Annotated in this window: 18 protein-coding genes and 1 tRNA gene; 12 read left to right on the top strand and 7 right to left on the bottom strand. The window is 70.5% G+C overall.

All coding sequences use genetic code 11. From position 1 onward, the window contains the following. Positions 1–299 precede the first annotated feature (299 nt). A complete protein-coding gene (locus E0H26_RS22640; protein ID WP_131306971.1) occupies positions 300–1,778 on the top strand; it encodes a glutamate-cysteine ligase family protein in 1,479 nt (492 codons plus the stop codon). Positions 1,779–1,782: 4 nt separating this feature from the next. On the opposite strand, the gene E0H26_RS22635 is transcribed toward E0H26_RS22640, so the two are convergent. Continuing rightward, positions 1,783–3,102, bottom strand: a complete 1,320-nt coding sequence (locus tag E0H26_RS22635) for a hypothetical protein (protein WP_131306969.1) — start codon at positions 3,100–3,102, stop codon at positions 1,783–1,785. A 121-nt stretch (positions 3,103–3,223) separates the two neighbouring features. Between E0H26_RS22635 and E0H26_RS22630 the strand changes: the two genes are divergently transcribed. Both E0H26_RS22630 and E0H26_RS22625 read left to right on the top strand, forming a co-directional pair. Further along, positions 3,224–3,901 (top strand): PASTA domain-containing protein, encoded by a 678-nt coding sequence (locus E0H26_RS22630; protein ID WP_165521956.1) that lies wholly within the window; start codon positions 3,224–3,226, stop codon positions 3,899–3,901. Positions 3,902–3,973: 72 nt separating this feature from the next. Continuing rightward, positions 3,974–4,726, top strand: a complete 753-nt coding sequence (locus tag E0H26_RS22625) for a PASTA domain-containing protein (RefSeq protein WP_131306965.1) — start codon at positions 3,974–3,976, stop codon at positions 4,724–4,726. 10 nt (positions 4,727–4,736) lie between these two features. Here E0H26_RS22625 and E0H26_RS22620 read toward each other — a convergent pair whose 3' ends face one another. Then, positions 4,737–5,171: a hypothetical protein gene (locus tag E0H26_RS22620; RefSeq protein ID WP_206025308.1), complete on the bottom strand. Its 435-nt coding sequence runs from the start codon at positions 5,169–5,171 to the stop codon at positions 4,737–4,739. 99 nt (positions 5,172–5,270) lie between these two features. Next, positions 5,271–5,561, bottom strand: coding sequence for a hypothetical protein (locus E0H26_RS22615; protein WP_131306961.1), 291 nt, complete (start codon positions 5,559–5,561; stop codon positions 5,271–5,273). A 410-nt stretch (positions 5,562–5,971) separates the two neighbouring features. On the opposite strand from E0H26_RS22615, the gene E0H26_RS22610 reads away from it, so the two are divergent. The 3 genes from E0H26_RS22610 (at position 5,972) to E0H26_RS22600 (ending at position 7,652) form a co-directional block, all read left to right on the top strand. Further along, entirely contained in the window at positions 5,972–6,853 is an 882-nt protein-coding gene (locus tag E0H26_RS22610; protein WP_131306959.1) for a helix-turn-helix domain-containing protein, read from the top strand. After that, positions 6,823–7,044, top strand: coding sequence for a DUF397 domain-containing protein (locus E0H26_RS22605; protein ID WP_131306956.1), 222 nt, complete (start codon positions 6,823–6,825; stop codon positions 7,042–7,044). Before E0H26_RS22610 ends, E0H26_RS22605 begins: the two co-directional genes overlap by 31 nt. Positions 7,045–7,247: 203 nt before the next feature. Further along, on the top strand, positions 7,248–7,652 hold the full coding sequence (locus tag E0H26_RS22600; protein WP_131306954.1) for a hypothetical protein: 405 nt from the start codon (positions 7,248–7,250) through the stop codon (positions 7,650–7,652). Here the strand turns inward: E0H26_RS22600 and E0H26_RS22595 are convergent. Next, a complete protein-coding gene (locus E0H26_RS22595; RefSeq protein WP_131306952.1) occupies positions 7,620–8,222 on the bottom strand; it encodes a hypothetical protein in 603 nt (200 codons plus the stop codon). The two genes, E0H26_RS22600 and E0H26_RS22595, sit on opposite strands and share 33 nt — an antisense overlap. Positions 8,223–8,442: 220 nt before the next feature. Between E0H26_RS22595 and E0H26_RS22590 the strand changes: the two genes are divergently transcribed. Beyond that, positions 8,443–10,317: a S8 family serine peptidase gene (locus E0H26_RS22590; RefSeq protein ID WP_131306950.1), complete on the top strand. Its 1,875-nt coding sequence runs from the start codon at positions 8,443–8,445 to the stop codon at positions 10,315–10,317. A gap of 63 nt (positions 10,318–10,380) precedes the next feature. On the opposite strand, the gene E0H26_RS22585 is transcribed toward E0H26_RS22590, so the two are convergent. The 3 genes from E0H26_RS22585 to E0H26_RS22575 form a co-directional block, all read right to left on the bottom strand. After that, positions 10,381–11,178, bottom strand: a complete 798-nt coding sequence (locus tag E0H26_RS22585) for a WecB/TagA/CpsF family glycosyltransferase (protein ID WP_131306948.1) — start codon at positions 11,176–11,178, stop codon at positions 10,381–10,383. Next, the gene (locus tag E0H26_RS22580; protein ID WP_206025306.1) at positions 11,175–12,308 is read right to left on the bottom strand and encodes an NAD-dependent epimerase/dehydratase family protein; all 1,134 of its coding nucleotides are present in this window, start codon (positions 12,306–12,308) and stop codon (positions 11,175–11,177) included. Before E0H26_RS22580 ends, E0H26_RS22585 begins: the two co-directional genes overlap by 4 nt. Before the next feature lie 65 nt (positions 12,309–12,373). Further along, positions 12,374–12,459, bottom strand: a tRNA-Leu gene (locus tag E0H26_RS22575). A gap of 228 nt (positions 12,460–12,687) precedes the next feature. Between E0H26_RS22575 and E0H26_RS22570 the strand changes: the two genes are divergently transcribed. From E0H26_RS22570 to E0H26_RS22550, 5 genes are read left to right on the top strand one after another with little or no spacing between them, the layout of a single operon-like run. Next, positions 12,688–13,476 (top strand): FhaA domain-containing protein, encoded by a 789-nt coding sequence (locus tag E0H26_RS22570; RefSeq protein ID WP_119575106.1) that lies wholly within the window; start codon positions 12,688–12,690, stop codon positions 13,474–13,476. 6 nt (positions 13,477–13,482) lie between these two features. After that, the gene (locus tag E0H26_RS22565) at positions 13,483–13,971 is read left to right on the top strand and encodes an FHA domain-containing protein FhaB/FipA (RefSeq protein ID WP_131306944.1); all 489 of its coding nucleotides are present in this window, start codon (positions 13,483–13,485) and stop codon (positions 13,969–13,971) included. Then, on the top strand, positions 13,968–15,407 hold the full coding sequence (locus tag E0H26_RS22560; RefSeq protein WP_131306942.1) for a BofC C-terminal domain-containing protein: 1,440 nt from the start codon (positions 13,968–13,970) through the stop codon (positions 15,405–15,407). The genes E0H26_RS22565 and E0H26_RS22560 overlap by 4 nt, the downstream gene beginning before the upstream one ends. Before the next feature lie 30 nt (positions 15,408–15,437). Continuing rightward, positions 15,438–16,928 (top strand): FtsW/RodA/SpoVE family cell cycle protein, encoded by a 1,491-nt coding sequence (locus E0H26_RS22555; protein ID WP_131306940.1) that lies wholly within the window; start codon positions 15,438–15,440, stop codon positions 16,926–16,928. After that, entirely contained in the window at positions 16,925–18,430 is a 1,506-nt protein-coding gene (locus E0H26_RS22550) for a peptidoglycan D,D-transpeptidase FtsI family protein (RefSeq protein WP_131306938.1), read from the top strand. The genes E0H26_RS22555 and E0H26_RS22550 overlap by 4 nt, the downstream gene beginning before the upstream one ends. Position 18,431 lies beyond the last annotated feature (1 nt).

The following is an 18,431-nucleotide window of genomic DNA, read 5'->3' as shown; positions in this document are numbered from 1 at the left end:
CGGCATCCCCGTGCGCGGCGTCGCCGACCTTCAGCCCCGGCAGCCGGCTGTGGTGGCCGGTGCGAAATGTCACAGATTGTTCATCAGGTCGTCCGCTGGTCGCCGGACCCGACTGGGTAGGAATCCGATCCAGCGCGTCCGACCTGGTCCGTTGGCACCCGGCACGGGCCGCAGCTGTGCGGTGGACTGCGGCAATGGACCGATCTTCGGGACGGCCTGGTTCGGCGCGTCACCGAGTATGGTTCACACTGCGCTGCGGAACGGCACCGTTCCGTCGCGTCGCGCGCCGGGAGGAACACATGGGCAGGGATGTCGACCGAGCCGCCTTCTCCCGTGAGGACCGGGTTCGCTACCGACAGAAGGTCCGCCGCTGCCTGGATGTCTTCGCCCTGATGCTGGACGATTTCGGCTTCGACGCCGACCGGCCGATGACCGGGTTGGAGATCGAACTCAACCTGGTGGATCCGTCCGCCGAACCAGCGATGCGTAACGAGGAAATCCTCGCCGCCATCGCCGATCCGCTGTTCCAGACCGAGTTGGGCCAGTTCAATCTGGAGCTCAACGCCAACCCGCGCCTGATCTCCGGCGCGGGTTTCACCGACTACGAGCGGGGCCTGCTCGGCAGCCTCAGCCGGGCCGGCGAGCGGGCGGCGCGGTCGGACACCCGGATCGTCCTGGTCGGCATCCTGCCCACGTTGACCGAGCGGCACCTGGTGGCCGACAACCTGTCCACCAACGAGCGTTACCGGGTGCTCAACGACCAGATCGTCGGTGCCCGGGGCGAGGACATCGAACTCGACATCCGTGGTGTCGAGCGGTTGCGTACGCACACCGACTCGATCGCGCCCGAGGCCGCCTGCACCAGTCTCCAGTTCCACCTCCAGGTCGCGCCGGACAGCTTCGCCGACTACTGGAACGCCTCGCAGGCGATCGCCGGGGCGCAGGTCGCGGTGGGCGCCAACTCGCCCTTCCTGTACGGCCGGCAACTCTGGGCGGAGACCCGGATCGCCCTCTTCGAGCAGGCCACCGACACCCGACCGGACGAGCTGAAGGCGCAGGGCGTACGACCACGGGTGTGGTTCGGGGAACGCTGGATCACCTCGATCTTCGACCTCTTCGAGGAGAACGTCCGCTACTTCCCGCCGCTGCTGCCGATCTGCGAGACCGAGGACCCGGTCGAGGTCCTGCATGCCGGCGGGGTGCCCGAGTTGGCCGAGCTTCGGCTGCACAACGGCACCGTCTACCGCTGGAACCGGCCGGTGTACGACATCATGAACGGCCGCCCGCACCTGCGGGTGGAGAACCGGGTGCTGCCGGCCGGGCCCACCGTGGTCGACATGCTGGCCAACGCCGCCTTCTACTTCGGGCTGGCCCGTGGCCTGGCCGAGGCCGATCGTCCCATCTGGAGTCAGCTCACCTTCAGCTCCGCCGAGGAGAACTTCCACGCCGCCGCCCGACGCGGCATGGACGCCGTCCTGCACTGGCCACGGCTCGGCGAGGTGCCGGTGACCGGGCTGGTTCTCGACGTGTTGCTGCCCATCGCGGCCGAAGGGCTCGACGGCTTCGGCGTCGCCCCGGCCGAGCGGGACCGGCTGCTCGGCATCATCGAGCAGCGCTGCCGTACCGGCCGTAACGGTGCCGTGTGGCAGACGGCGACGGTGTGGGCCGCCGAGCGGCAAGGGGGCCTCGACCGACGGGCCGCCCTGCACCACATGGTGCAGCGCTACGCCGAGTTGCAGGGCACCAACGAGCCGGTGCACACCTGGCCGATCGACTGACCGATCAACGGGCCCGACGCGGCGGTCGGGCCCGTCGACCCGGGTTCTCCGACGTGGTGCCGGCTTCCGGCTCGACACCCGAATCGTCCTGCGTCCCGGTCGCGGTGACCGCCGTAACGTCCTGTTGCTGGTCGGTCGGGGTCGTCGGACTCTGGGTCGGCGTCTTCGGCGAGGCGACCGGCGCGCTCCGCGTGGACGGGGTACGTCGCCGGGTGGCCGTACCGGTGGTGACGCCGGCCGCCGCCGGTTCGCTGCTGTGGTCGGCCAGGTCGGCGGTGGTGCTGCGGTCAGCCGGGTCGGTGGTGGCCTGGGTCCGCACGCTGTCGGCGTCGCCGACCCGCTGGCGCGGCACGATCGGGGTGGGTGCGCCGTCGTCGGTCGGCTGGCTCGTCCCGGTCCGGGCGGCCCGTTGGGCGAGCGCCGCGACCAGAACGGAACCGCCGACTCCGACGATCGCCGCGTACGGGGCGATGAGGTGGGCCGACACCTGCTCCGGACTGATCGCCGTCAACCTCGGTACGGCCAGGATGTAGGCGACCGCCACCAGCAGTGGACCGGCCGCACCCGAGGCGGTGGCGCCGACCCGACGCTCGGCGTCGCGGACGCCCCGCCGGGCGGCCAGCGCACCGATCACCAGCGCCGACCCGAGCGAGAGGATCGCCCCGGGCCAGTAGAAGTAGTCGCGGATCCAGAACTGGTCACTGTCGGAACTGAGCTGCCAGATGCCCAACTGGGCGGTGGTCAGCCCTCGACCGGCGAGGACCGAGTCGACCACGGCGACCACGGCGAGCAGCCACAGCCAGCCGGCGGTGGCGATGACGTTGGTGGCGGCGGCCCGGCAGCGTAGCGACCAGAGCGCCACCAACGCCCCCACCAGTACGCCGACTGCGGCATATCCCGCGGCCATGTCCCGTGGGGAGGGGGTGTCCGGTACCACCGCGACCCGGGCGGGCACCGCGACCAGCAGCACGGTGATCAGTGCGCCCAGGGCGGCGGCCACGGCCAGGGCGATCCACCAGGGGCCGTCGCTGCGCCCGCTGGCCTGCGGCAACGGACCGCTGTCGCCGGCCGGGGCGGCTTCGGCCTTGGCCGGTCGGCGGTCGCGGAGCCGCTGCGCGCAGACCGCGCCGAAGATGGTCGAGGTGGCCGCGATCCAGGTGGCCCAGATTAGGCTGGCCACCCAGGCTGCGGTGCCGGCGGTCGGCTCGGCCGGCGCCCAGTTCAGAATGCCCAGGCCGTAACCGAAGCCCAGTTGGGCGGCACCGGCGCCGGCTGCCACGCCGGCCGCGGTGGCGATCGATCCTCCCCAGCCCTGTCTGGCCATGCCGGGCAGCGTAACGTCCTGTGCTCGGTGCGGCGAGTCGTGCGCCGTACCGGGCGGTGAAGGTGACGGACGGTGCTTGGCGTCGGCGAGTACGGTCGCCGGTGATAAGGCGGTGGGCGCAATGACGGACGGGATCACGGATGGGCGGCCGGAGCGGGCTGACACCCGTCCCGATCGGACGACGATGCTGGTCGGTGGTGGCGTTGCGGCGGTGCTACTGGCGGTGATCGGAGCGGCCGGTGGATGGGTGCTCGCCGGTGACCAGAAGCCGCCGCAGAATCCGCCCGTCGTCGCCGACGGCAGCCGCAGTCCCAGCGCAGCGGCCACGCCGACACCGCGCGAACGACCCACACCCAGTTCCGCGCCGACCAGCGCCACGCCGCCGCGCCCTACCGGGTTGACCGTGCCCGACCTGGTCGGCCTGGACTTCGAGGAGGCCCGGGACGAGCTGCGCAAGCGTGGGCTGGGCTGGAGCTTCGTCTTCGGTAGCGGCGACAATTCCAGCGTACGAAGCACCGACCCGCCCGCCGGTACGCCGGTTCGGCGCGGCATCACCGTCAAGGTCATCGTGGCCGGGGCCGCTCCCCCGAACGAGGTGCCGGACCTGATCGGGGAGAGGTGTCGGGACGCTGGAGCGGAGCTGGTCGATGACGGCTTCTCACCGCGCTTCCCGACCGGACGGACCGGGACGGTCACCGCCCAGGACCCGCCGGGCGGCACCCTCCGGCAGTGGAACGACGTCGTCTCCATCTCGTGCGGTACGCCCGCGGACGACGAGGACAGCTCTTCGTCGCAGTGACGGGCACCCGACACGCTGATGCCGGCCGATGGCCTGTGGAAGCGTTAGGTTGACAAAGGTGGGGGTGCCGGCATGAGCGAGCGCAGCGAACGAGGTGAGGAGCAGCCGGACGACCAGACACGTCCGCTGCCTCCGGCCGCTGGTGATCCCGACGAAACCGCCCCGCTGGGCGGTACGCCCGAATCCAGGGGCGCGGACGCGACCATGCCGGTGCCGCCGGCCCAACGGTCCGAGCCGGCGCCCTGGTCGGGGCGGGCGGAGGTGCCGTCGCTCCGTCCCGGTGCCGACCGTGAGCTGGCAGGTGGCGAGTGGTACGGCGATGAGCCGGCCGGCCGCGCGTGGTGGCTGCCGATCGTCTGGGGCATCGTCGTGCTGCTGTTGATCGGTCTGCTCGGGGTCGGGCTGTGGCTGGCGCGTCAGGCGGTGGACTCCGATGGCGGCACGCCGCCATCCCCGCAGCCGACCTCGGCCGCACCGACGAGCGCCTCGGCCGCACCGACCCGCTCGCCCTCGGCGGCGCCCACGACCAGCGCGGCGCCGACCGCGCTGCCGATGCCGCCACTTGTCGGACTGTCCGAGGGGGCGGCCCGGGCGATGCTGGACCAGCTCGACCTCGACCACCGGGTGCAGTACCGCCCCTCGGACCAGCGAGCCGGCACCGTGATCGCCACCGACCCGGCGGCGGGTGATCCGGTCCAGGCGGGGGATGTGGTCACGCTGGTGGTCGCCACGGCCAGCCCGAGCCCGTCACCGACGACGGCGGAGCCGACCGCCTCCGAGCCGACCGTCGATCCGACGACCACGGCGAGCCCCACCACCGGGTGAGCGCCCGTGGTCACCACATGCGCCGTCTGGTGCCGACCAGCCCGAGTCCGGCGAGCGAGATGGCCAGCCCGAAGACGCCGGACCAGAACAGCGATCGGCTGAGTTCGTCGGAGCTGTGTCCACCAGCCGTTCGATCGGGTGTCGCCGCCCGGTGCGAGGGGTCGGCCGACGGCTCGGCGTCGCCGAGCATCGCGGCCGGACCATCGGGGCTGTCGGGGGCGAACTCGTCCCAGGAGGATGGAAAGCCTCCCGGCCCGGTCGGGGCGGTCTCCACCACCGTGATCTCGGGGGCGGGGAGCGGTTCGGCCAGCCGGGTGGACGACAGGGCAGGATCTCGGACCAGCACCACCAGGGTGATGGCGGCACCGAGCAGTGCCAGGATTCCGAAGGCATAGGCGATACGGGACCGATGGGGCCGCCGCGCGGACAGATTGACCATGGCCATCCCAGGTTCGGGGTCCTGGACGCGCGGGGTGGAGACGTGCCGGGGTGGGCACACCGATTCTATGGCGCCGGCGTGCCCCTCGGCGGGTGTTCCGAAGGCTCAGCCGACGCGGGCCGGGGTCCGGGTGGGCTGGGGCCGCCGGGCCGGGCGGACGGTGTGCTGTCGTGGCTGCGGGGCGGCCTGCACCAGTTGCAGTCCCGCCCGTTGGACGAAGATCGACCGACGGTTGACCGCGTCCCCCGCCGCGTTCAACTCGTAGCCTTCGAGCCAGAGCCAGCCGTCATAGGTGGGCCGGTCCAGCACCCGGATCACCCGGAAGAGAATCGGTTTGAGGAACTGGACACTCGCCGCGCTTGTCACGTGCAGCACGTCACCGGAGCGGGGAAGCACATGGGCTCCTGAAGGGTCGGCCGGCGGGGAAGGCCGGCAAGGCTGATCGGGGGGAAGTGGGACGGCTCCGGTGGCGAGGTCGTGTCTCGCCTACCCGTTGCCTCCGTCTACGCCGTGTTGATCACAGGGGGAGACTGTATCGAGACGGTGCGTAGCCCGTGTCATACGGACAGAGTGCATCAGCGTCGTGCTTGATGCAAGTTGCACGTCGACTTTTGCCGATACGTGAGCGGCTCGCGTGAAACGGCGCTTGAACGTGCCACCACCCGGACGGCACACTGAGAGCCGGTTTCGCCCGTCGCGGCCGGTCGAGGACCGGCACCACCCCCATGCCGCGAACGCCCGCCGCCCGACGGTCGCGCCCCAGGCGGGTGGTAAGCAGCGGCGCGGCGATGCGGAGAGGTGACACCGTGAGCGAGCGGCGCAGCCCGACCATCCGGCGGCGCCGTCTTGGCGCGGAGCTTCGCCGACAACGCGAGGCGGCCGGTATCACCATCGAGGCCGTCGCCGAGCAACTTGAGTGCTCGGCGTCGAAGATCTCGCGGATCGAGACCGGCCACACCACCGCGACACCCCGGGACGTGCGGGACATGCTCCGGATCTACGGGGTGGTCGGGGCCGAGAGCGACGAGCTGGTGCAGATCGCCCGGGAGGCCCGGCAGAAGGGCTGGTGGCATCCGTACAGCACGGTGTTGGTCGGTGCGTACGTGGGCCTGGAGGCCGCGGCCGGTTCCATCCGGGCGTACGAACAGCAGGTGGTTCCCGGACTGCTGGAGACCGAGGACTACGCCAGCGCGATGATCCGTGCCGCCCGCCCTGATTTCACGCCGGAACAGGTGCGGCAACGGGTGCGTGTCCGACTCGGCCGTCAGTCGTTGTTGACCCAGGATGATCCGGTCGATCTGTGGGTGGTGCTCGATGAAGCGGTGATGAGCCGTCCGGTAGGCGGGGACACGGTCATGCGTGACCAGCTGAAACGGTTGGTGGAGATAGCCCAGTTGCCGAATGTGACGTTGCAGGTCCTGCCGTTCGACGTCGGGGCCCACGCGGGCATGGACGGCACCTTCACGATCCTCAGCTTCCCCGAACCCGGTGATCCGGATGTCGTGTACGCAGAGAACGCCACGGGTGGGCTCTTCCTGGAGAAGAGCGACGAACTACAGAAGTACAGCTTCATCTTCGATCACATTCGAGCAGCGGCCATGCGTCCGGAGGAGTCCGTCGGATACATCGCGAAACTGGCAGAGGAGCCGCTGTGGAAATGGCGACGCAAGGATTCCCCGTGGACCTGACGCAGGCGCTTTGGTTCAAGAGCTCGAAGAGCGGGCCGAACTGCGACAACTGCGTTGAGGTGGCGTACGTGACCGGGGCGGTCGGAGTACGGGACTCGAAGGACAAGGCCGGCCCGGCCCTGGTCTTCACCCCGGGTGACTGGCACGCCTTCGTCGCCAGCACTCGGGATGGCGCGTTCGGACGGGCCTGATCCCGTAGCAGCGACGTGGTCCCCGCCCGGCCTCGCCGGACGGGGACCACGTCGTCCGCCCCGGGTGGCGCGGTGACGGGGTCGCAGCGCAGGACCCGTCGACTGCCGTCGCCACTTCGTACCCGTCTCGTTGTACCTGTCGGTACGCGCTGGTCGACATCCCCCCGAGCAGGGCGGGTAACCGAGCGAGGCAGGCGAGACGGATGACGAGTATCGGGTCGGACAACCTCACCAACGGGCCGGGTAAGCCGGAGCGGTTCGGCGGGAAGTATCGCGGGGCCAGGCGGGACACTGTGTTGACCGAGGTGGTGTCGACGGACGCCGAGCACGCCGGGCGGGACGTCGCGCCGCCGGCCGAGCAGGTCACGTCGCCGCTGACGCTGCCGTCACTGGATCCGAACCCGCTCACCGAGCCGTCGTTCCCGGCCGCTGGCTGGTCGACGGTGGACGACGGCTCGCTTGTGGACCATCCGCTGCTGCGTGGGCTGCTGATGGAGTTGCCGCCGAAGGGCAGCGTGCCGCCGCCCGGCTGGCTCGACCGCTGGTTCGAGGCGACCCGGGCGATCCTGGAGTTGCTATACGTGCAGGGCGCCGGCCGGTCGCGCTGAGGTCGCGGACCGCTGCGGCATGGCCCGCTCGGCGAGCCGGTTGTGGCGCAGCGCGTGGCGTACGCCGATGGCCATGACGCCCAGCGCTCCGATGGTCACGGCCGGTCCGGTGGCACCAGGCCCGAAGAGTTGGCTGGCGCCGCTGGCCGCGATCAGGGCGGGCAGCAGGGCCAGCCCGGTCACCTGCAACGGCAGCCCGATCAGCGGGTGCGCGGCGGCGGCCCGCAGCCCGTGCGGCGCGGGTGTCCGGCTGGTGACGGCCAGCGCGCCCGCACCGGCCCGGAGTCGGCGTACCCGGCGTACGGTGCAGATCGCCACCACCAGCGCGGGTACGGCGGCGAGTGCGAGTCCACCCGCGGCCCGGTCCGCCAGCGTGGGTCCGGCGGTGGTCAGGCCGGCGATCGGTACGGCCACCGTCAGGCCGAGCCCGGTCAGCGTCAGCCCGAGCAGCCAGCCGGCGTGTCGGCGAAGTCCGCGCGCGTGAGTCATTCGTGGCAACCCGTCCGCGAGGTAGCCGGCGGCCCACCAGACGACGGCGACCGGAAGCAGGAGGGCGAGGTGACTCTGCATACCTGTCACCCTTGCCCGATTTCCGGCCCGGCGAATCCGGGCGCACCCCCTGTTCCTCCCGTAGCCGTCCCCGTAGGGGGGTCATCGCTTCGGTGTTATGGGGAAGCCGGCATGTTTATCTGTCTCCGCGCAGCCAACTACCCTCACCTTGATCGGCATTCATCGATCAATCTGCCATGAGCGGGTCGACGATGGCAGCCGATCGGAGGGAGGTAGGAAGATGGCTCTTCCACAAAGGTCCGTTTTCGTCGGGCTGGCCGCGCTGGCGATGGTGGCGGCAGCGACGCCGGCCATGGCCGCCGAGCCGGTCGGCACGATCCGAAGCGCCGGCGGTACCACCGCCGTCGAAGGCAGCTACATCGTCGTGTTCAAGAACAGCGAGGTGGCCCGCACCCAGGTCGGGTCCTCCGTCACCCGGCTGCTGAGCCGGCACGGTGGGGCGACGGCCCGCACGTACAGCGCGGCCATCCGTGGCGCCGAGCTGCGGGTCAGCGCCAAGGCGGCGGCCCGGATCGCCGCCGACCCGGCGGTGGCGTACGTCGAACAGAACCACACGGTGACGATCGCCGCCACCCAGACGAACCCCCCGTCCTGGGGGCTGGACCGGATCGACCAGCGCAACCTGCCGCTGAACAGCTCATACACCTATCCCAACACCGCGTCGAACGTGACTTCGTACGTCATCGACACCGGCATCCGTACGTCCCATTCGGACTTCGGCGGCCGGGCGACCTGGGGCACGAACACGGTCGACACCAACAACACCGACTGCAACGGTCACGGCACCCACGTCGCCGGCACGGTCGGCGGCACGGCGTACGGCGTGGCCAAGGCGACCCGGCTGGTGGCCGTCAAGGTGCTCAACTGCCAGGGCAGCGGCACCAACGCCGGAGTCATCGCCGGCATCGACTGGGTCACCGCGAACGCGGTCAAGCCCGCCGTGGCCAACATGAGCCTCGGCGGCGGCGCGAACACCTCGGTCGACAACGCGGTGATCAACTCGATCAACTCCGGTGTCACCTACGCGGTGGCCGCCGGCAACGGCAACGCGCTCGGCCAGCGGCAGAACGCCTGCAACTACTCCCCGGCCCGCGCCGCCCCGGCGATCACCGTCGGCGCCACCCAGAACAACGACGCCGCCGCGAGCTTCTCCAACTTCGGCACCTGCGTCGACATCCTGGCCCCCGGCGTGAACATCACGGCCCCGTGGATCACCAACGACACCGCGACGAACACCATCAGCGGTACCTCGATGGCGTCGCCGCACGTCGCCGGGGTCGCCGCGCTGGTGCTCTCGGCCAACCCGTCGTGGACCCCGCAGCAGGTGCGGGACTACCTGGTGAACAACTCCACCCCGAACGTGATCACGAACGTGGGCACCGGCACCCCGAACCAACTGCTCTACGTGGTCAACGGTGACACCCCGCCGCCGACCAACGACTTCTCGGTCTCGGTGTCGCCGACCTCCGGTTCGGTCGCGCCGGGCGGCTCGGTGACCGCCACCGTGGGCACCGCCACCACCAACGGCTCCGCCCAGTCGGTCAGCCTCTCGGCCAGCGGCCTGCCGTCCGGGGCGACCGCCTCGTTCAGCCCGGCCACGGTCACCTCGGGCGGCTCGTCGACGCTGACCATCAGCACCTCGGCCAGCACCCCCGCCGGCACGTACCCGGTGACGGTGACCGGCACCGCGGCGTCCGGCAGCAGGACCGCCACGTACACGTTGACGGTGACCGGCACCGGCAGCGGTGGCTGCTCCGGCAGCAACGGCACCGACGTCGCGATTCCGGACGCCGGCTCGGCGGTGACCAGCTCGATCATCATCTCCGGGTGCAACCGGAACGCCTCGTCGACCTCGACCGTGGCGGTGAACATCGTGCACACCTACCGTGGTGACCTGGTCATCGACCTGCTCGCCCCGGACGGCACCTCGTACCGGCTGAAGAACAGCAGCATCTTCGACGGCGCGGACAACGTGAACGCCACCTACACGGTGAACCTGTCCAGCAAGGCGGCGAACGGCACCTGGCGGTTGCAGGTGCGCGACGTCTACGGCGGTGACACCGGCTACATCAACACCTGGACGCTGACCCTCTGACGTCCGGACACGACAGCGGGCCCCCGGCCGAACAGCCGGGGGCCCGCTTGCCGTCGTCTCGGGTCAGACCGCGAAACCGGTCGGTCGTTCGGTGGCCGGCGCGGGCGGCCGGGCCTTCCACAGGCCGGTCTTCTGCGCGAACAACCGGCTCAGGTACGCCGGGTTGAGGATCACGTACCGCCGCCACAGCCGCTTCGGCTCCAGACCGAGCCGCCAGAACCACTCCAGCCCGGCCCGCTGCATCCATGGCGGCGGCTGGCGCAGCAGCCCGGCGTGGTAGTCGAAGGCCGCACCGACGGCCATCAGCGGCATGTCCAGCAGGGGGCGCATCGCGTACGCGAAGATCTCCTGGCGGGGGCAGCCCAGGCCGACCAGGACGAGCCGGGCACCGCTGGCCCTGATCCGGTCGGCGATCTCGACGTCCTCGCCCGGCTGCACGGCGCGGAACTTGGACGGCTCTACTCCGGCGATCTTGAGCGCCGGGAACATCCGCTCCAACGCCGGGATCAGCCGGGCCAGGGTCTCCTCGGTCGAGCCGTACAGGTAGACCGGCAGGCCCTCGTCGGCGCAGCGGGAAAGCACGTGCAGGGTCAGCTGCGGCCCGTAGACCCGGTCGTGCAGACCCGCGCCGTGCAGCAGGTTCAGCGCCCAGCGGACCGGCTGGCCGTCCGGGGTCACCAGGTCGAAGGAGTTCAGTCGGGCGTTGTGCGCCGGGTCCAGCACCCCGGTCATCACCCCGTGCACGGCCAGCGCGGTCAACGCCATCGGCCGGCGCTCCTGCGCGGCGGCCACGACCTGCTCGGTCGCCTGCGCGTAGTCGGTGGCGTCGACCAGCACGCCGAGCACGTTCCGCTTGCTCACGCCCGCACCTCGCCGTCGCCCGCCGGGACCCACTTGTCCACGTTGGCCTCGTAGATCTCTCGCATGATCATTGGTACGTCGTACACCTGCTTCCAGTCCGGGTAGTCGGCCTGGAACGCCTCGTTGGAGCCGATCCACCACTTGTGGTCGCCGATCCGGTTGGCCTCGACGTATTCGGTGATCATCTGCTGGCCGGTGATCTGCTCGGCCAGCGCGAACGCCTCCCGGTTGGAGGTGTTGGAGTGCCGGCCGCCGCCCAGGTTGTAGACCGCCGCCGAGCGTGGGTTGCGGAAGAACGCCTCGAACGCGGAGACCACGTCCGAGCTGTGGATGGCGTCGCGGACCTGCTTGCCCTGGTAGCCGAAGATTTTGTATGTGCGGCGTTCCATGTTGGCCCGCATCACGTAACCGAGGAAACCGTGCAACTCGGTCGCCGAGTGGGCCGGGCCGGTCAGCGTGCCGCCCCGGAAGCAGGCCGTCCGCATCCCGAAGTACCGGCCGTACTCCTGCACCATCACGTCCGCGGCGACCTTGGAGGCGCCGAAGATCGAGTGCAGGCAGGCGTCGATCGACATGTCCTCGCGGATGCCCTGCTCGTACGGGTGCCCCGGCTCGATCTCCCAGCGGGTCTCCAACTCGACCAGCGGCAGGCTGTTCGGCCGGTCGCCGTAGACCTTGTTGGTCGAGCAGTGGATCAGCGGTGCCTCGATGCAGTGCTCGCGGACGTTCTGCAGCACGTTGAGGGTGCCGGCGGCGTTCACGTCGAAGTCGGTGAACGGGTCGCGCACCGCCCAGTCGTGCGACGGCTGCGCGGCAGTGTGGATCACCACAGCGACGTCCTGGCCGTACCGCTTGAACAGCGCGCCGAGCGCGCCCCGGTCACGGATGTCGATGCTGTGGTGCGAGTACGCGTCACCCAGTTCGTCGGTGAGCCGGCGCACGTTCCACGCGGTGGACGCCTCCTCGCCGAAGAACTCCTGCCGCATGTCGTTGTCGATGCCGACCACATCGAGACCCAGGCCGGCGAAGTGCCGGACCGCCTCGGAGCCGATCAACCCGCCCGACCCGGTCACGAATGCGACACTCACGAGCCACTCCTGGTCCGTCGGAGGCAGAAACCAGCGAAGCATAGCGTGACGTCCGGTACGCCCGGATAAGGAGCGAGGGCCCCGCGCATTCGCGGAGCCCTCGTCGCTGGTGGGGAAGGGGGGAGTTGAACCCCCACGCCCTTTCGGGCACACGGACCTGAACCGTGCGCGTCTGCCATTCCGCCACTTCCCCGTGGCATGACCTCGGACAGCGTAATCAGTGCCGACGCCGCTGTCACCAGCGGGGCCTCGGCCATGTTACGTGGCTTGAGGTCTTCGCCGCGAATGGCATTCGCTGCTCTCAGCGGTTACCGTTCGTGGCGGACGAAAGAGTAGCACGACAATCCCGAGCCGTCCGAACGAGGCGTGGCCTGCCGGCCGAGCGGCGTGTGAGCTGCGTGCGCTCTGGACGGATACCATCATGTCCTCGGGACCCGAGGAGGAGCCGGTGAGCGTGCTGCAACGCTTCGAGAAGCGTCTGGAAGGCCTGGTCGAAGGGGCCTTCGCCAAGGTCTTCAAAGGGGTCGTGCACCCCGTGGAGATCCTCAACGCCATGCAGCGGGAGGCCGAGGCGCACAAGGCCATCCTGGCTGGTGGGCGCACGTTGGTGCCCAACCGCTACGTGATCGATCTCTCGCCGTACGACCACAGTCGGCTGGCGCCGTACGCCGCCGCGCTGGCCCAGGAGTTGGCCCAGTCGCAGGCGGAGTTCATCGGCGAGCAGGCATGGACCGTCTACGGCGACGTGATCGTCGAGATCGAGCGCGGTGAAGGGCTGGACACCGGCATGTTCCGGGTCACCGCCGAGGTCTACACCGGTGGCGAGGTCGCCCCGGTCTCGGCGCCCGGTTACGACGCCGGCCCGCCCGGTTACCCCTCGTACGACCAGGGTGGCGGCTACGGCCCGCCGCCGGGGCACGGTGGCGGTCGCAACGTGCGGCTGGTCTCCGGCGACGGCCGCACCTATCCGCTACAGATGGGCTCGACCGTGATCGGTCGTGGCGACCAGGCCAACCTGCGCCTGCCGGACGTCGGCATCTCCCGCCGACACGCCCGGCTGGACTTCGACGGTGGGCAGGTCGTGCTGACCGACCTCGGTTCCACCAACGGCACCATGGTCAACGGCCAGCGGGTCTCCGCCGTGGCGCTGAACCCCGGTGACATGATCCAGCTCGGCACCACCACGCTGACCTTCCGCGTGGACGGCTGATCCGCCTTGCCGGAACTCGTCATCACCGTTGCCCGGTTCGGATTTCTCGTCCTGTTGTGGATCTTCGTGTTCACGGTGGTCGGCGTCATCCGCCGGGACCTCTTCGCCGGGGCCCGCTCGGGTCGGCTGGTGGCCGCACCGCGGACGGTGGGCGCGTCGACCGGTCAGGCGACGGCGAGACCGGCCAAGGCCAAGCGCGGGCGGGCGGCGCACCAGTTGGTGGTGACCGCAGGCCAACTCGCCGGCACCAGAATCACGTTGGGTGAGGCGCAGATAACCATCGGTCGAGCCGAGGATTCCACCCTCGTCATCACCGACGACTACGCCTCGGCGCGACACGCCCGGCTCGTGCCGCGTGACGGGCAGTGGTTCGTCGAAGACCTCGGTTCGACTAACGGGACGTACCTCGATCGCGCTAAGGTCACCGGACCAACCCCCGTACCCCTCGGCGTGCCGATCCGGATCGGCCGCACCTCTCTCGAATTACGGCCATGACTCTGACCCTGCGCTATGCGGCCCACAGCGACCGCGGTCTGATCCGAGACGGCAATCAGGATTCCGTCTACGCCGGACCGCGGCTACTCGCCGTTGCCGACGGCATGGGCGGTATGGCCGCCGGTGACGTCGCCAGCAACATCGTCATCGGTGCCATGGCGCCGCTCGACGAGGACGTCCCTGGTGACGCCCTGGTCGACGCGTTGCGCTCCGCCGTGGGCACCGCCAACCAACAACTCCGCGAGACCGTGGACGCCAACCCGCAGCTGGAGGGGATGGGCACCACGCTGACCGCGACCCTCTTCTCCGGCAGCAAGCTGGGCATGGTCCACATCGGCGACTCGCGGGCCTACCTGCTGCGCAACGGTGAGTTCGCGCAGATCACCAAGGACGACACCTACGTCCAGATGCTCGTCGACGAGGGTCGGATCAGCCCGGAGGAGGCGAGCAGCCACCCGCAGCGGTCGCTGCTGACCCGGGCCCTCGACGGCCGGGACATCGACCCGGAGTACTCGGTCCGCCAGGTGCTGCCCGGTGACCGCTACCTGATCTGCTCGGACGGTCTGTCCGGTGTGGTCAGCGCGGAAACCATCGCCGAGAGCATGCGCGAGTACGCCGACCCGCAGCAGTGTGTCGAGCGGCTCGTCCAGCTCGCCCTGCGTGGCGGCGGCCCGGACAACATCACCGTGATCATCGCCGACGCCACCGACCGCGACATCGTCGAGGCGGCCCCGATCGTCGGCGGCGCGGCTGCGCGGGACCGGGGCATGGCGACCTCGGCCGACGTCTCCACTCCGGCCGCCCGGGCCTCGGCGCTCTCCGCTCCCCGGCCCGCCGCACCTGAGGAGCCGGCCGGCAGCGCCGACGACGAGCCGGAGGCCCGTCGCCGCCCGCTCCGTGCGCTGGCGATGACGACCGCCCTCCTGGTGATCGTCGGTGGTGGGGTCTTCGCCGGCTGGAGCTACACCCAGCGGCAGTACTACGTCGGGGCGACCCAGGACGGCCAGGTGGCCGTGTTCCGTGGGATACCGGGCCAGATCGCCGGGATGGATCTCTCCTCCGTGCACTCGAAGAGCACGGCCCAGTTGGACGATCTCACCTTCGCCGCGCAGGAGCAGGTCAAGCAGGGCATTCCGGCCAAGAGCGAGCCGGACGCGGAACGCCGGCTGGCGGAACTGACGATGGACAGTCCGACCAACGTCAACCTCAAGCCGATCTGTCCGCCCACCCCCGCCCCGAGCCCGAGTCTCGCCCCCACGGCGGTGGTGCCCTCACCGGCGCCGAGCGCACCGGCCGGCTCGCCGACTCCGGTCGGCAGCGCCTCGCCGTCGCCCGACGGTGGCTCCCTGGCCCCACCGGCGAGTACGCCGGACGCCCCGCCCACCGACGCCTTCACGCCCACGGTCGACCCGGCGGCCTGCCGGTCGCCCGAGTAGGCGCGCCCGCAACCCGACCTGAGGACGATCGTGACCGCAGCGGCCACCCCGGCAGCCTCGCCCGCCACCGCGGGCGAGCGACCCGGCGTACGCCTGGCCCGGTCCCGGCGTAACTCCGAGTTGTCGCTGCTGGTGCTGGCGATGGCGTTGGTCGCCGCGTACGGCGCGATGGTCGAGGCGAACGTCCTCGACACGGTCACACCGGATTTCTGGGTGCCGGCCGCCGCGCTGACCGCGGTGTTCCTCGGCATGCACCTGGTGATCCGGTTCCTGGCGCCGTTCGCCGATCCGGCCCTGCTGCCGGCGGTGGCGCTGCTCAACGGGCTCGGGGTCGGCTTCCTGCGCCGGCTCGACCTGGCCAACGCGGCACCGGCCGACCGGGCGGAACTGGCCACCTTCGCCGGCATCGGTGGCCGGCAGTTGGCCTGGACGCTGGTGTCGGTGATGCTCGCGGCCGGGCTGCTGGCCCTGATGCGCGACCACCGCTCGATCTCCCGGTACGCGTACACCCTGGGTCTGGCCGGCATCGTGCTGGTCATGCTCCCGGCGGTGCTGCCGGCCAGCATCTCCGAGATCAACGGCGCGAAGCTCTGGGTACGCATCGGCAGCTTCTCCATCCAGCCGGGCGAGTTCGCCAAGCTCGCCCTGCTGGTCTTCTTCGCCTACTACCTGGTCCGCAAGCGCGAGGTCCTCTCGCTGGCCAGCCACCGGTTCCTCGGCATCGACTTCCCGCGCGGGCGGGATCTCGGCCCGGTGCTGGTGGTCTGGGTGATCAGCCTGCTGGTGCTGGTCTTCGAGAAGGACCTGGGCACCTCGCTGCTCTACTTCGGGATGTTCGTGGCGACGGTCTACATCGCCACCGAGCGGGTCAGTTGGCTGCTCATCGGCCTGGTTCTCTTCTTCGGCGGCGCCTACCTCGCGTACGTGCTCGGCAGCACGGTGGGCGGACCGTTCCTCAACTTCTCCGTCCGAGCCGACATCTGGCTGGACCCGTTCGGCGACCCGTACAACAAGGGCTACCAGCTGGTGCAGGGGCTGCTCGCGTTGGGCACCGGCGGGCTCTTCGGGGCCGGGCCGGGCGGCGGCCAACCGCTGCTGCTGCCGGAGGTGCAGAACGACTTCATCTTCGCCGGCATCGGTGAGGAGATCGGCCTGTTCGGCCTCTCCGCGCTGCTGGTGATCTACCTGCTGATCGTGCAGCGGGGCCTGCGCGCCGCGCTGGCCGTGCGGGACTCGTTCGGCAAGCTGCTCGCCGGCGGTCTGGCGTTCACCCTCGGGTTGCAGGTCTTCGTGATCGTCGGCGGGATCAGCAAGCTCATCCCGCTGACCGGTCAGACCACGCCGTTCCTGTCCGCCGGTGGCTCCTCGCTGATGGCCAACTGGCTGCTCATCGCGGTGCTGCTGCGGGTCTCCGACGCCGGTCGGCGGCCGGTCACCGGCACCGGCGGCAAGGTGAACCGCCCCACCGGCGGTCCGCCCGAGCAACTGCACGGTGCTCCCACGGAGGTGATCAGGCCGTGAACGCACCACTGCGCCGGGTCGGTGTCGTCGTCATCGTCCTGTTCGGCCTGCTCTTCGCCAATTTGAACTGGATTCAGGCGTACAAGGCCGACGAGTACCGCACCAGCGACTACAACGGCCGGGTCCAGGTCGCCGAGTACGAGCGCCGCCGGGGCAACATCGAGGCCGGTGGCACCGCGCTGGCGGTCAGCAAGGAAACCGACGGTGAGCTGACCTTCCTGCGCACCTACCCCGGTGGGGCAAAGTACGCCCACGTGCTCGGCTACAAGCCGGTCAACCTCGCCGACACCGGCATCGAGAAGTCCGAGAACGACTTCCTCGCCGGCACCAGCGACAAGCTCTTCGCCAACCGGATCAAGGACATGTTCACCGGCGACCGCACCGCCGGCGGCAACGTGCTGCTCACCCTCTCCCCGCGCGCCCAGGACGTCGCGTACGACCAGCTGCGCAACAACAACCGGGGGGCGACCAAGGGCGCGGCGATCGCCATCGATCCGCGTACCGGTGCCGTGCAGGCCCTGGTCTCCATGCCCAGCTTCGACCCGAACCCGCTGGCCAGCCACAGCACCAACGAGGCGTCGGCGGCGTACAACAAGCTGGAGCAGGACGCGGCGCGTCCGCTGCGGAACCGGGCCCTCGGTGAGGTGCTGCCGCCGGGCTCCACCTTCAAGATCGTGGTGGCCGCCGCGGCGCTGGAGAACGGCATCGGCAAGGACACCAACATCCCGGCCGGCTCGAGCTACACCCCACCCACCTCCGGCCAGTCGATCACCAACGCGGCGCCGTCGATCTGCCCGCAGTCCCAGGTGACCCTGATGAAGGCGGTCACCGACTCCTGCAACACCGGCTTCGCCAAGCTCGGCGTGCAGCTCGGCCCCGACGTGATCAAGAAGAAGGCCCAGGACTTCGGCTTCGAGCAGGAAGACCTCTCCGTCGGCCGGCTCGGCGAGGGCGGTCACGGGGTGGCGGCCAGCCGCACCGGCAGCATGGAGAACCCGGACGGCGGTGCCGACCCGGCGGCGTTGGCCCAGTCCTCGATCGGGCAGCGCGACGTGCGGATGACCCCGTTGGAAGGGGCGATGATCGCCGCGGCGGTGGCCAACAACGGCAGCCAGATGCGGCCGTACCTGGTGCGCCAGCTGCTCGCCCCGGACCGCACCACCGTCTACGACACCGCGAACCCGCGTGAGCTGCGCCGGCCGGTCAGCGGCCAGGTCGCCGCCGACCTGCGGGACATGATGGTGAGCGTGGTGCGCAACGGCACCGGCCGCAGCGCGTCGATCAACGGCTACACGGTCGGCGGCAAGACCGGCACCGCCCAGTCCGCAGCGGACCGGGCCGACCACGGCTGGTTCATCGGGTTCGCGTTGGACTCCGACGGCAACCCCGTCTCGGCGGTCTGCGTCGTACTCGAAGAGGCCGGCCCCGGCGGCAGCGCCGAGGCCGCCCGGATCGCCGGCCAGATCATGCGCGCCGCCATCGCCGATCCCGGGGGGCGCTGAC

Source organism: Micromonospora zingiberis (assembly GCF_004331455.1).
GTDB lineage: Bacteria > Actinomycetota > Actinomycetes > Mycobacteriales > Micromonosporaceae > Micromonospora > Micromonospora zingiberis.
This window is presented reverse-complemented; position numbering and strand designations above follow the sequence as displayed.

Excerpts from the sequence above, each read along its gene's own strand:
- E0H26_RS22640 (WP_131306971.1), top strand. The coding sequence starts at position 300 with ATGGGCAGGGATGTCGACCGAGCCGCCTTCTCCCGTGAGGACCGGGTT.
- E0H26_RS22635 (WP_131306969.1), bottom strand. The coding sequence starts at position 3,102 with ATGGCCAGACAGGGCTGGGGAGGATCGATCGCCACCGCGGCCGGCGTG.
- E0H26_RS22630 (WP_165521956.1), top strand. The coding sequence starts at position 3,224 with ATGACGGACGGGATCACGGATGGGCGGCCGGAGCGGGCTGACACCCGT.
- E0H26_RS22625 (WP_131306965.1), top strand. The coding sequence starts at position 3,974 with ATGAGCGAGCGCAGCGAACGAGGTGAGGAGCAGCCGGACGACCAGACA.
- E0H26_RS22620 (WP_206025308.1), bottom strand. The coding sequence starts at position 5,171 with ATGGCCATGGTCAATCTGTCCGCGCGGCGGCCCCATCGGTCCCGTATC.
- E0H26_RS22605 (WP_131306956.1), top strand. The coding sequence starts at position 6,823 with ATGGCGACGCAAGGATTCCCCGTGGACCTGACGCAGGCGCTTTGGTTC.
- E0H26_RS22600 (WP_131306954.1), top strand. The coding sequence starts at position 7,248 with ATGACGAGTATCGGGTCGGACAACCTCACCAACGGGCCGGGTAAGCCG.
- E0H26_RS22595 (WP_131306952.1), bottom strand. The coding sequence starts at position 8,222 with ATGCAGAGTCACCTCGCCCTCCTGCTTCCGGTCGCCGTCGTCTGGTGG.
- E0H26_RS22590 (WP_131306950.1), top strand. The coding sequence starts at position 8,443 with ATGGCTCTTCCACAAAGGTCCGTTTTCGTCGGGCTGGCCGCGCTGGCG.
- E0H26_RS22580 (WP_206025306.1), bottom strand. The coding sequence starts at position 12,308 with ATGCTTCGCTGGTTTCTGCCTCCGACGGACCAGGAGTGGCTCGTGAGT.
- E0H26_RS22570 (WP_119575106.1), top strand. The coding sequence starts at position 12,688 with ATGTCCTCGGGACCCGAGGAGGAGCCGGTGAGCGTGCTGCAACGCTTC.
- E0H26_RS22560 (WP_131306942.1), top strand. The coding sequence starts at position 13,968 with ATGACTCTGACCCTGCGCTATGCGGCCCACAGCGACCGCGGTCTGATC.